An 11,930-nucleotide genomic window follows, 5' to 3' on the forward strand; every position below is an offset into this window, starting at 1 on the left:
GCTGGAGGTGAACGGACCGTGAGTGCCCCTTCGTTGGTGAGCTGGCTCGAGGCGCCGAGCGTGGATACCGGGGTCAACTTCCTCCTGCCGGAGGGTGGCTGGGAGCGATACTCCTACGCCGGGCTGGCGCGGCTCAGTCACGGTGCCGCCCGGACCTTGACCACGGCGGGGGTCGGCCACGACGACATCGTCGCCCTCGTCCTGCCTTCGGGCCCGGCCTTCCTCGCCGCCTTCTTCGGCACCCTCCTGGCCGGCGCCACCCCGGCGCCGCTGGCACCGCCGATGGCCGGCGCGCCCGCCACACCCGGCTACGACGACCGGATGACCGGCCTGCTGACCGCGGCCCGACCCCGGGTGGTCGTTGCCGACGCACCGCCGTCCGGCCCGCTGCCGCGGGATGTGGCACTGGTGCCGGGCGCGGCGTTGCTGGCCCCGACGGGCAGCGGCGGAGGGCACACAGCGGCTCCGGGCTGCCCGGGGGCCACTGCCTCACCCCACCCACCCGCCGTACGAGGCCTCGTGCAGTTCACCTCGGGGTCGAGTGGGCGTGCCCGAGGGGTGTATCTCGACAGTGCGGCCCTCGCCGCCCATGTCGCGGCGATCCGCGGCTGGCTCGACGCGTCGCCCGGGTCCGTCTGGGCCAGTTGGCTCCCCGTCCACCACGACATGGGGCTGGTCGGATGTCTGCTCGGGGCGGTGCTCGGGCAGGACGAGCTCTGGTTGATGCGGCCCGAGGCGTTCGTGCGGCGGCCGTTGGAGTATCTGGAGTGCTTCGGCCGGCGCGGTGCCTCGATCAGTGCTACGCCCGCCTTCGGACTCGACCACATTCTGCGGAAGGTCCGGCCCGAGGAGCTGTCCGGGCTGGACTTCTCCGGCTGGCGATCGCTGGTCGTGGGAGCGGAGCGCATCCCGCCCGGCACGCTGCGGGGGTTCCACGAGCTGCTCGGCCCACGCGGTTTGAGCCGCCGCGCGCTGCTGCCCGCGTACGGGCTCGCCGAGGCCGCGCTGGCGGTCACCGGGCTGCGGCACGGGCAGGGCTGGGCCGCGCAGAAGTCGGTCGTCGGATGCGGGACCCCGCTGCCCGGCATCACGGTGCGGATCGTCGACGACCACGGAGACGAACTCCCGGACCGCGACGTGGGCGAGATCGCCGTACGCAGTCCGTATCTCGCGGCCGGCCACCTCGGTGACAGCGCCGGCGGCACCCGTACCGAGAGCGGCGAACTGCGCACCGGAGACGCCGGGTTCGTCGTGGACGGGCAGCTCTTCGTACACGGCCGGATCGGCGACAGCCTGAAACTGCGCGGGCTGCGGATCTTCGCCGAGGACGTGGAGCAGAGCCTCAGACGCGCCGGCGGCCTGCCCCCACGGGCGGCCGTGGTGCTCGGCGAGGACGCGACGGGCCCTGTCGCCGCCGCCGTTGTCGAGGACGGAACGCACGCCCCGGGTGACCCCCAGGACGCCGACGTATTAAGGCTGTTGCGCCATGCCGCTCCCGGTGCCGAGGCCGTCGTCCGCAGAGTGCCGCGCGGTGCCCTGCCCCGTACCCCGAGCGGCAAGCCGCGCAGGCGGACGATCTGGCGCACCTTCGTCGACAGCACGGCCCCATACCCTCAGTCCTAGGAGAGACATGGCCCACACCGAAAGCGCGGTCCGGGAGACCATACTGTCGCTCGTCCGCCAACTCGCGCCGGACCCCGAGGGCTTCCCCGCCGAAGGGGCCGCCCATTTGGTGAACGACCTGGGCTTCCACTCGCTCGCTCTCCTGGAACTCGCCTTCGCGATCGAGGACGACTTCGATCTGCCGCCCATCGACGAGGAGACGGGCCGGGGGATCACCACCTCGGACGATGTAGTCGCCTATGTGGTGGGCCAGTTGCGTGAGCAGAACCAGTTGGTGTCGCACTGAAAGATCTCTGACAGGAGACGGGTGCGGACATGCGCGCCTGGCTACCGTCGGAGTGCTCCGCGCTCTCTTTCCGAGAGCGAACGTCCCCACCGAAGAGAGGGGCCTCCTGTGGCCGACGCGGTGATCGAGATCGATCGGCTCCGCAAATGCTTCGGGCCCAAGACAGCGGTCGACGACGTCTCGTTCAGCGTCGCCCCAGGCTCCGTTGTCGGACTGCTCGGGCCCAATGGAGCCGGAAAGACCACCCTGATCAACTGCCTGACCACACTGCTCGTTCCCGACGGCGGCAGCGCCACCGTCGCGGGCCACGAGATCGTCGCCGATCCGCGCGGGGTGCGCGCCAGTATCGCGGTGACCGGGCAGTTCGCCGCCGTCGACGAAGCCCTCAGCGGCCGCGAGAACCTCGTGTTCTTCGCCCGGCTGCTCGGCCTGTCCAAGACCGGCGCCCGCGCCCGGGCCGCTGAACTCCTCGACCAGTTCGGGCTCACGGAGAGCGCCGACCGGCCCGTGGGACAGTACTCCGGCGGCATGCGGCGCAAACTCGACCTCGCCGCCAGCCTGGTCGTACCGCGCCCGGTCCTGGTGCTCGACGAGCCCACCACCGGACTCGACCCACGCAGCCGCGAGACCCTGTGGGACGCGGTCCGCAGGCTCGCGGCCGACGGCATGGCGATCCTGCTCACCACCCAGTATCTGGACGAGGCCGACGCGCTCGCCGGCCGGATCGTCGTCATCGACGAGGGACGGGTCATCGCCGAGGGCACACCGCGCGAGCTCAAGAAGCAGACCGGCGGCTCCGTCTGCGAGGTCACGATCGGGGACGCGGCCACCCGGACCCGCGCGGCCGTCCTGCTCGCCGGCTTCGCAGGGGTGAACGTCCGCGACGACGCGGTCGTAGTGCCGGTGCGGGGCACCGACGACCTCGCCGGCATCATCCGCGACCTGCGCGCCCAAGGTGTCCATGCCGACGACGTCGCGGTGCACCCGCCCACCCTGAACGACGTCTTCTTCGCGCTCACCGAGAACCGCCCGGCCCCGGACGGTACGGCCGCGCCGGTCCCGGAGGCCCGTTCATGACGACGGTCTCCCACACCGCCCCGCCCGCCGGACCCGGTCTCGTGCATGACGTACAGGTGCTCGCCGAGCGCGACTTCCGGCGCTCCTTCAGCAGGGGCGCGCTCGTCGGCACCGTGGTCCAGCCACTGATGTTCTTCGGCATCTTCTACGCGACCTTCAGCCGGATGCTGGATGCCAAGGGCATCGACTACGGCCGTTTCGTCACACCGACACTGGTCGTCCAGGCCCTGATGTTCGTGGCGATCGCGTCCGCCATGTCACTCGCGGCGGACCGCGGCAGCGGGCTGTTCAACCGGCTGCGCACCATGCCCATCGGCAGCTCCGCGCTGGGCACGGCCCGGCTGCTGGTCGTGGCCGCCGAGGCGCTGACGTCGACGGTCGTGATCAGTCTGGTGGCCCACCTGGCCGGCTTCCGGTTCGACGCCGGACCGGCGGCGGCCGTCGGGTTCCTGCTCGTGGCGATGGCGTTCACGGTGGCGCTGGCCGCGGCGACGGCCACCCTCGGTCTGACCCTGCGCAGCCAGGAGGCGCTGGCGGCCGCCCTCTACCTGCCGTATCTGCCGCTGCTGGTGGTCTCCACCGGCTTCGTCCCCGCCTCCCTGTTTCCCGGCTGGCTGCAGCCCATTGTGCGTGCCTCGCCGGTGTCCGCGGTGGTGGACGCCCTGCGGGCGCTGTCCACCGGCACCCCCTCGGCCGGCGATGTCGTACCCGCCGTGCTGTGGTGCCTGGGGCTGACCCTGCTCTTCGGATGGACCACCGCTCGCGCATTCCGGAAGGTGACCCAGTGACGGCCGCAACGACCCAGGCGAGTGGTGCGACTCGGACGAGCGGTACGACCGGTCTGTGGGCGGAGTCCACTCTGATCGGCGGCCGGGTCCTCAAGCACTTCGTCCGCAGCCCGATGATGCTGCTGGCCACGTTCGGCTTTCCACTGCTGCAGCTGTTCATGCTGCTGGCCACTTTCCGCATCCTGGTCCGCGACACCCTGGGCGAGAGCTACGTGGTCCGGCTCGCGCCCCTGATCATCCTCATCACCGCCTTCTCGGCGATCGGATCCAGCGCGATCGCCTTCTGGGTCGACATCCGCAGCGGTGTCTTCAACCGGCTGCGCGCCATGCCGATCAACGCCCTGTCCATCCTCTTCGGCCGGATGCTCGGCGACCTCGTCCGGATCATGGGCATCGCCGTGCTCGTCTCGCTGATCGCCTACCTTCCCGGCTTCCGCTTCGAGCAGGGCGTCGGCGCCGCCCTCGGATTCTTCGTCCTCGTGGCACTGTTCGGCCTGATGTGTACGTCGATCGCGGTGGTCGCGGCCCTGTCCGCGCCGTATCCGCCGGTCATCATGCGCTGGGTGCAGATGCCCACGCTCGCACTGACCATGATGTCCTCCGGCTATATGCCGCTGGACGCGTTCCCGCACGCGGTGCGACCCGTGGTGGCGGCCAACCCGGTGTCCACGGCCGTCGAAGCGCTGGTCGGCCTCTCGCACGGCGGTTCGCTGCTGGTCCCCGTACTGGCCACCCTCGCCTGGACCGTGGGCGTGAGCGTGCTGTGCGCGGTCGTCATGGTGCGCAAGTTCCGGAGCTTCGTGGCCGGCTGAGTCCGCCTCGCCCGCCCGTCAACTCCCTTGTGGAGCATCCCGTGGCAACAGTTGAGAAATGAGGAACTGCGTCATGCGTGAAACACCCCCCACAGGCATGCCCGGCGGACGGCGCGTGCTCATCGCCGGATGCGGCATCACGGGCCCGGTGCTCGCGATGTTCCTCCGCCAGTGCGGTTTCGATCCCGTGCTGTACGAGTCCCGGCCCGAACCCGGCGACCACGCCGGCTCCTTCCTCAACCTCGGCCCCAACGGCAGGACCGTCCTGGAGACCCTCGGCATCGCCGACGAGGTGCTGCGGTACGGCGCCGCGACCACCCGGCTGGTCTTCGCCAACCATCGCAACAAGACCATCGGCAGCAATCCGGAGCGCACCACCGTCATCAAACGCGGCCTGCTCAACAAGGGTCTGCGGGAAGCCGCCCAACAGGCCGGAATACCCGTGGAGTTCGGCAAGCGATTGACCAGCGTGAACCCCGAAGCACCCGACGGGGTGACCGTCCGCTTCACCGACGGCTCCACCGCCGAGGGCCGGCTGCTCATCGGCGCCGACGGCATCAACTCCGCCACCCGCACCGCGGTGTTCTCCGAGGCTCCCCGCCCGAGCTACACCCAGGGCATCGGCTCCGGCGGCTTCGCACGGACCACCGCCCTGGGGCGCCCGGACGGGGCACTGCGGATGATGTTCGGGCTGCGCGGCTTCTTCGGCTACCAGGTGCTGCCGGACGGCGAGGTCTACTGGTTCGAGAACCACACGGAGACCCGGGAACCCGCACGCGGCTGGGCCGAGTCGATCACCGACGCACAGTGGCGCGACCAGCTGCTGCGGCGCCACGCGGGCGACCACCCGGTCGTCGGCGAGATCCTCAAGGCCACCGACGGACCGATCGGCCGCTGGCCGCTGTACGACCTTCCGTCCGTCCCCACCTGGCACCGCGGCAACGTCTGCCTGATCGGCGACGCGGCGCACGCCATCTCGCCGCACATGGGTCAGGGCGCGGCCCTCGGTCTGGAGGACGCCGTCGTACTCGCCAAGTGTCTGCGCGACCTGCACCAACCCCGGTCGGCCTTCGAGGCGTTCGAGCGCATCCGCCGGGCGCGGGTGGAGGGGCTGATCCGCCAGGCGCGCCGCACCGGCGGCCACATGACTCCCGCGGGCCCCGTCGGCCGGGCGCTGCGCGATCTGATGCTGCCCTTCTTCCTCAGGCTCAGCCTCAAGAACGCCGAATCCGTCTACGGCTACCGCGTCGACTGGTCCTCCCCGGTCACCGCGGCGGCCCGGTGACCGGCCGTGGCACGCGTCCTGGTGATCGGGGCCGGACTCGCCGGCTCGGCCGTGGCGCTCTTCTGCGCCCGCCGTGGCCACGAGGTCACCGTGCTGGACAGCGGGAGCCCGCCACCGTCCGGTGCCACGCCCGATGAGGAGGTACGCGCCTGGTCCCGCAAGGAAGTGCCGCACGCTCGGCAGGGGCACGCGTTCCTCGCCCTGTCCACGCGCGTCCTGCGGGAGGAGGCCCCCGACCTCCTGACCGCCTTCACCGCACGCGGCGCCCTGGTCACCCCGCTGGAGCCGGGCTCCGAGGACGCCACCGTACTCAGCCGCCGACTCGTCTACGAGGGTGTGGTGCGCCGCTCCGCGGAGGCCGAGGGCAGCGTCACCGTCTCGACCGGCGCCCGGGTGACGGAACTTGTGACGGGCACAGAGGCCACCGGCGTCCCCCGGGTGATCGGTGCGCGGACCGCGGACGGCGCCGAGCACACCGCCGACCTGGTCGTCGACGCCAGTGGCCGCCGCTCGCGGGTCGCCCACTGGCTGGCCGCGGCCGGACTGCCCGCGCCCCGGGAGACCGCCCAGCCGTGCGGATTCTTCTACCTGACCCGGCACTACAAGCTCCGTCCGGGCCACGCCTTCCCGTCGACGACCGTACCGATCGTCGCCGAGCTGGACTACGGGACCGCCCTGGTCTTCCCCGGGGACAACGACACCTTCCAGCTCTCCACGACCCTGGCCGTGGACGACCCGCTCAAGCACCGGCTGCGCGACCCCGACGCGTACGGCCGCTTCCTGGCGTCGGTGCCGCGCACGGCCGAGTGGACCGACCGTGGCACTCCGCTCGACGACCCGAGCCCCATGGGGCACATCGAGAACCGGCGCCGCTCCCTGCGCGACGACCTGGGCCGGCCGGTGGCCGCCGGACTGGTCCTGGTGGGCGACGCGGCCCTGCAGACCAACCCGACCTTCGGCCGCGGTGTCTCGCTCGCCCTCACCCACGCCCAGCACCTCGCCCGCACTGTCGAGGAGGCGGCCACCGATCCTGCCGCGTACACGGCGGGGTTCGAGGAGTGGACCGACGGCCGGCTCGGGGTGTGGTTCGAGATCCAACTGGCCACCGACCGCGCCCGGTTCGCGCAGCTCAAGGCCGGGCTGCGCGGCGAGCACGCACCGCCCGCGGACGATCTGCCCAACCGTTTCGTACGGGCGATGGCCGTGCTCCGGGAGGACGACCCGGAGATCAGGACAGCGGCCGTGCGCCTCTACAACATGCTGATGACGCCCCAGGAACTGATGGCCGACCGCACCGTGGCGCGGCGCATCCTCGCCTTCCTGCGTGAGCATCCGCTGCCCGAGGTACGCACTCCCGGTCCTGACCGGGCCGCCTTCGAGGCCGTGGTCGCCGGTGATTCCGTCCGGGACCTGTCAGCTCCAACAGCGCATCCGTAGACCGCGGTTAGCGTGAAATGCCGGGGCGGCAGCCCCGCATCGCGCGAAGGCCCCATCGTCACCCGAAGAAGGACGGCAGCGTGGACATCGCATTGAAGACGGGCGTGACCCTGAGCTACGACATCTTCGGGGACCCGGAAGGCAGCCCGGTGATTCTGGTCCCCGGACAGCACCAGGCCAACCTCTTCAACCAGATGCAGGTCCCCTATCTGACCAAGCGCGGCTACCGGGTCATCACCTTCGACCACCGGGGCGTACCGCCGTCCGAGGAGACCCCGCCGCCGTACACGATGGAGGGCCTGGCCGAGGACGTCGCCGCACTGATCGAGCAGCTGGGGGTGGGCCCCTGTGCCATCGTCGGTTACTCCCTGGGTGCCACGATCATCCTGGAACTCGCCGTGGAGCGGCCGGAGTTGCTCACCCGTGCCGTCCTGGTGGGCGTGCCGTGGAAACCGAGCGCGCTGCACCGGGCGATCCGTGAGGACGCCCTGGAGCGGCTGCGGGCGGGTGTGGTGATGCCGCCCGTGATGGAGGGCATCTACCGGGCGATGTATCTGTTCGGCCCGCGGGCGCTGAACCGGAACGCCTTCATCGAGCCCTACCTCGAAGGCCTGCGCGGGCTCGCGGCGGCCGGGGGCCACGGCGCGCTGGGCCACGCGGAGGCCTCCGCGGCGTACGACCCCGATCCCGCGCGGATCGCCGGGATCACCGTCCCGTGCCTGGTCGTGGGGATGGAGCACGACATCATGGCGCCCTATCCGATGGCCCGCGAACTGGCCAAGCTGATCCCCGGGGCCGAGTACCGGGAGATCAAGAATAGCGGTCACGCGTCGCTGCTGGAGAAGCCGACCGAGGTGAACACGCTGCTCGCCGAATACCTCGGGGTGAAGGCGCAGGCGCCGACCGCGAGTTGAGAGCCTCGGCTTCCGAGGTCCGAGTGTCCGTGCCCCCTGGCCGAGCGGCCGGGGGCACAGCGCACTCCGCCGAGAGCGGCGGAGAGGGTGGGCCGGCGGCTCGGCGCACTCCGCGGAGCGGGTGGGCCGGGCGCTTCGGCGCGAGCAGCCGGACGAGCGGCGGCCCGGGGGCCTCAGCGCAGCCGGTACAGGCGGTGGAACGTATGCCGCACCGGCAACACCTTGACCTGCCGGAAGCCCGCCTCGGCCGCGTACGCCCGCACCGTCGCGGGCCGCATCACCGTGCCCGTGGCCGCCGAGCCCTCCTCGGCCATGCCGACCGGGAGGCAGTGCAGCAGGCTCACCGCGTACTGGAAGCGCTCGGTCTCCGGGGCCGGCGCGGTGAAGCGCTCGCCGACATTGGGCTCCATCAGCAGTACGGTGCCGTCCGGGGCCAGCAGTGCGCGGCAGGCCCGGAGCACTTCCACCGGGCGGGCCATGTCGTGCAGCGCGTCGAAGACGCACACCAGGTCGTAGCGGCCCGCCAGGTCAGGATCGGCCGCGTCCCGCACCTCGAACTCCACCCGGTCCGCGACCCCGGCCCGCTCCGCGTTGCGCCGCGCGTCCGCCACCGACCGCTCGTCCAGGTCGAGGCCGTGCACCCGGGCCCGCGGATACGCCTGGGCCAGCGCGATCGACGACCAGCCCGATCCGCAGGCGACATCGGCGATCCGGCCGCCCGCGCCGCCGAGCGCGGCATGCACGTCCGGCAGTGTCGCCGCGATCCAGCCGGCCAGCTGGTGCCGGAAGACCGGCTTGTTCAAACCGGCCTGCCCGCCACGGAGTTCGGCGCCGTACTCGGCGTACGGAATGCCCCGCCCGGTGCGGAACGCATCGGCGACCCGGGGGAGCACCGATGCCATCCCGCCGATCGGCAGGAGGACGAGCGGGGCGATGGAGAAGGGGCTGTCCAGGTCGGTGAGGGCCTCGGCATGTCCCGAAGGCAGTGTGAAGACCCGTCGCTCCGGATCCTCCTCTGTCTGATCCGTCGTCAGAATACCTGCCGCCGCCTGCTGTTCCAGCCATTCGCGGGCGTACCGTCCGTCGATGCCGGCCCGCAGAGCGAACTCACCCACCGTCGCGGGCGCCTTGGCGAGCTCGTCGTACAGGCCGAGGCGGATGCCCAGATACGCGGTCATCAGCTCCGCCGCGCCGAGACCCGCCAGGAACAGCCGTACCGACAGTGCCTGCGCCGAACCCGCCGGGTCCGTCCCACCCGCTGCTCGCGCTTCTCCCGTGGTCATCGGCCTCACGCCCTCCCCAGTCGGACGTCGCGCCGGGCCAGCCGGCGGGGCACCGCGCCGTAGCTCAGCAGGCCGAGGTCCCCGAGCCCCTGCCGTACCCGGTCCGTCATCAGGCCGATGCGCACCAGCGCGGACACCACGCGGGCGAACACCGTCTGGCGGTACAGCACCATCGCCGGGTCCGCGGCGGCGTACGCCACGCCCGCGTCCCGGTCGACGTCCAGCCGCTCCCAGACGTCGGAGAGCAGGAAACGCCTACGCATCAACGAGGCCGCGTCCAGGACGAGTTCCTCCCGGTCGGCCAGCTCGGCGCTCGACAGCTCCCGGTAGACCTCCTCCAGGGAGACCACGCCGAAAGAGACGTGCCGGGCCTCGTCGCGGGCCACCAGCGTGGTGATCCGGCGGATCAGAGCGTCGTGGAAGGTGGTGCCGGCCAGCCGGAAGGCGGCCATCGCCAGCGCCTCCACCATGATCTGCATGCCCAGGGCCGTCACATCCCAGCGGGAGTCGCCCAGTATGTCCTCCAGCAGTGCTCGGAGGTCCGCGTTGACGGGATACGGATCGGGGACGTTCTCCCGCAGATAGCGCGCGAAGACCTCCACGTGCCGGGCCTCGTCGGCCGCCTGGCTCGCGGCGCACAGCTTGGCCTCGACGGTCGGCAAGGACTCCACCAGCCGGGCGGCCACCACCAGCGCGGCCTGTTCACCGTGCAGGAACTGGCTGACGAGCCAGGCCTGCAACTCCCAGCGGAAGGTGTCCCACATGGGGCGACCGCGCCCGGCCATCGGCGAGGCCTCGAACGAGGCGCGCGCGAAGTCGGTACCGTCCGCGAGCGGCGCGCCGAACGGCACGGGAACCGACCAGTCGATGTCGGCCTCGGCGTCCCACTGTCCGTCGCGCGCCCGCCGGTTGAGGGTCCGCAGCCGTGGCGCGCGGGGCGTGTAGTCCCACGACAGCCGGGTGTGCACCGAGGCCCGCAGATCGAGGTGCTGCATGCGGGCGAGGCTAGCAACGGCAAACGGTCCGGGCCGTAATTCTTTCAATGCCGCCAAGTATCTTTCAGCGTCGGCGGGGTGTGCGCGGCCCGCCGGTAGCTTGAGCGCCGTGGGCAGCATAGAAGAGCGAGAGATCGAGCCTTCCGTGGGGCAGCGGCTGCTGTGGTTCCTCGACCGTTATCGAGGACACGACGGCGCGCTGAACTGCCCGATGATGTGCCGTATTCGCGGACCGTTGGACACGGCCGTTCTGCGCGGCGCACTGGATACCGTGATCGCGCGCCATGAATCGCTCCGCTCAGTATTCACGGGCGGCGGCCGGGGATTGCGGCAAGTCGTACGGGGATCGGAGTCCGTCGACATTCAGGTGTACGACCTGTCCCGGGAACCGGACCCGGAAGGCGCGCTGAACGCCGCCGTCGCGACCGAACTCGCCACCCGTATCGACGCCTCGCGCGGCACGATCCGCACCACGCTGTGGCGGGTCGCGCCGTCCGACCATGTCCTCTGCTTCAACATGCACCACCTGGTCACCGACTCCTGGTCCTGCGGCATCGTCTTCCAGGACCTGTGCGCCGTACTGGAGAGGGCGTCCGGTGCCACCGCCGAACCGGCCGAGCCGGGCTGGCAGTTCGGGGAGTTCGCCGACTGGCAGCGCCGGGCCCTGGACGGCGGCGAACTGCGCGGCCAGCAGGCGTACTGGCGCGACCGGCTCGCCGGCCTCACCCTGCCACCGCTGCCGACCCGCGACGCACCCACCGAGCGGCGTACCGCCCTGGTGCGCGGCGGACTCGACACGGCGACCGTCGCCGGACTGCGCGAGGTCGCGCGCGGCGGCGGGAGCACCCTCTTCACGGCGCTCCTCACCCTGTACTACGCCGTGCTGCACCGCACCACGGGCCGCACCGATCTCGCCGTCGCCTCCCTGTACGCGAACCGGACGCGACCGGAGGTCCGCAGGACCGTCGGGTTCCTCGCCAACATGGTGGTGCTGCGCACCCGGATCGACCCGCGCGCGGGCGTACTCGACGCGGTGCGCGCCACGCACGAGACCGTGGTCGGCGGGTTCCTGAACCAGGGAGTCCCGTACCAGCTGCTGCCGCTGCGCGAGGCGCAGAGCGCCGGCGGGCGGGCCGACGACATCGTCTTCCAGATGCTGGCGGAACCGGTCTACAGCACCACCGCGGGCGGTCTGGACCTGGAGGTTCTGGTGCCCGACGGAGTAGGCAGCAGATTCGAGCTCGAACTGGTCCTGGTGCCCCACGAAGGGGGATTCCACGTTCTGCTCTTCTACAACGAGGGGCGGCTCGCCGAAAACTTCGCCAGGGAATTCGCAGAACGCTATGTCGCGGCCGCCGAACTCGTCTCCAAGGATGCCGCCCTTTCCATCAGCCGTGTCTGTTGAGCACCGCGGGGAATTTCATGGGAAT

General features: G+C 71.3%; 11 protein-coding genes. 9 read left to right on the forward strand and 2 right to left on the reverse strand.

Going from position 1 to position 11,930, the window contains the following annotated elements; all coding sequences use genetic code 11:
• Nucleotides 1-18 precede the first annotated feature (18 nt).
• From ACZ4RZ_RS27155 to ACZ4RZ_RS27190, 8 genes are all read left to right on the forward strand, one after another.
• Nucleotides 19-1,623, forward strand: a complete 1,605-nt coding sequence (locus ACZ4RZ_RS27155) for an AMP-binding protein (RefSeq protein WP_467748379.1) — start codon at nucleotides 19-21, stop codon at nucleotides 1,621-1,623.
• Between the two features lie 7 nt (nucleotides 1,624-1,630).
• The gene (locus tag ACZ4RZ_RS27160) at nucleotides 1,631-1,909 is read left to right on the forward strand and encodes a hypothetical protein (protein ID WP_467748380.1); all 279 of its coding nucleotides are present in this window, start codon (nucleotides 1,631-1,633) and stop codon (nucleotides 1,907-1,909) included.
• A gap of 108 nt (nucleotides 1,910-2,017) precedes the next feature.
• Nucleotides 2,018-2,986 carry an ATP-binding cassette domain-containing protein gene (locus tag ACZ4RZ_RS27165; RefSeq protein WP_467748382.1) on the forward strand — a complete coding sequence of 323 codons (969 nt, stop codon included), beginning with the start codon at nucleotides 2,018-2,020 and terminating at the stop codon, nucleotides 2,984-2,986.
• Complete coding sequence (locus ACZ4RZ_RS27170; RefSeq protein ID WP_467748383.1) at nucleotides 2,983-3,774, forward strand: ABC transporter permease; 792 nt, start codon at nucleotides 2,983-2,985, stop codon at nucleotides 3,772-3,774. The genes ACZ4RZ_RS27165 and ACZ4RZ_RS27170 overlap by 4 nt, the downstream gene beginning before the upstream one ends.
• The gene (locus tag ACZ4RZ_RS27175) at nucleotides 3,771-4,586 is read left to right on the forward strand and encodes an ABC transporter permease (protein ID WP_467748385.1); all 816 of its coding nucleotides are present in this window, start codon (nucleotides 3,771-3,773) and stop codon (nucleotides 4,584-4,586) included. The genes ACZ4RZ_RS27170 and ACZ4RZ_RS27175 overlap by 4 nt, the downstream gene beginning before the upstream one ends.
• A 73-nt stretch (nucleotides 4,587-4,659) precedes the next feature.
• Nucleotides 4,660-5,871: an FAD-dependent oxidoreductase gene (locus ACZ4RZ_RS27180; RefSeq protein ID WP_467748387.1), complete on the forward strand. Its 1,212-nt coding sequence runs from the start codon at nucleotides 4,660-4,662 to the stop codon at nucleotides 5,869-5,871.
• Between the two features lie 6 nt (nucleotides 5,872-5,877).
• Complete coding sequence (locus ACZ4RZ_RS27185; RefSeq protein WP_467748389.1) at nucleotides 5,878-7,308, forward strand: NAD(P)/FAD-dependent oxidoreductase; 1,431 nt, start codon at nucleotides 5,878-5,880, stop codon at nucleotides 7,306-7,308.
• A gap of 80 nt (nucleotides 7,309-7,388) precedes the next feature.
• On the forward strand, nucleotides 7,389-8,222 hold the full coding sequence (locus tag ACZ4RZ_RS27190) for an alpha/beta fold hydrolase (RefSeq protein WP_467748390.1): 834 nt from the start codon (nucleotides 7,389-7,391) through the stop codon (nucleotides 8,220-8,222).
• Nucleotides 8,223-8,395: 173 nt separating this feature from the next.
• Here the strand turns inward: ACZ4RZ_RS27190 and ACZ4RZ_RS27195 are convergent, their stop codons facing one another.
• Together ACZ4RZ_RS27195 and ACZ4RZ_RS27200 are read right to left on the reverse strand one after the other, a co-directional pair.
• Complete coding sequence (locus tag ACZ4RZ_RS27195; protein WP_467748392.1) at nucleotides 8,396-9,505, reverse strand: class I SAM-dependent methyltransferase; 1,110 nt, start codon at nucleotides 9,503-9,505, stop codon at nucleotides 8,396-8,398.
• A 5-nt stretch (nucleotides 9,506-9,510) separates the two neighbouring features.
• Nucleotides 9,511-10,500, reverse strand: a complete 990-nt coding sequence (locus ACZ4RZ_RS27200) for a ferritin-like domain-containing protein (RefSeq protein ID WP_467748394.1) — start codon at nucleotides 10,498-10,500, stop codon at nucleotides 9,511-9,513.
• A 109-nt stretch (nucleotides 10,501-10,609) separates the two neighbouring features.
• Here ACZ4RZ_RS27200 and ACZ4RZ_RS27205 point away from each other — a divergent pair, with 109 nt between their 5' ends.
• Nucleotides 10,610-11,905, forward strand: a complete 1,296-nt coding sequence (locus ACZ4RZ_RS27205) for a condensation domain-containing protein (RefSeq protein ID WP_467748396.1) — start codon at nucleotides 10,610-10,612, stop codon at nucleotides 11,903-11,905.
• Nucleotides 11,906-11,930: the final 25 nt, after the last annotated feature.

This window comes from Streptomyces sp. NPDC027189 (genome assembly GCF_055566975.1).

Coding starts and splice junctions, on each gene's coding strand:
- ACZ4RZ_RS27160 (WP_467748380.1), top strand. CDS start 1,631: ATGGCCCACACCGAAAGCGCGGTCCGGGAGACCATACTGTCGCTCGTC.
- ACZ4RZ_RS27170 (WP_467748383.1), top strand. CDS start 2,983: ATGACGACGGTCTCCCACACCGCCCCGCCCGCCGGACCCGGTCTCGTG.
- ACZ4RZ_RS27180 (WP_467748387.1), top strand. CDS start 4,660: ATGCGTGAAACACCCCCCACAGGCATGCCCGGCGGACGGCGCGTGCTC.
- ACZ4RZ_RS27195 (WP_467748392.1), bottom strand. CDS start 9,505: ATGACCACGGGAGAAGCGCGAGCAGCGGGTGGGACGGACCCGGCGGGT.
- ACZ4RZ_RS27200 (WP_467748394.1), bottom strand. CDS start 10,500: ATGCAGCACCTCGATCTGCGGGCCTCGGTGCACACCCGGCTGTCGTGG.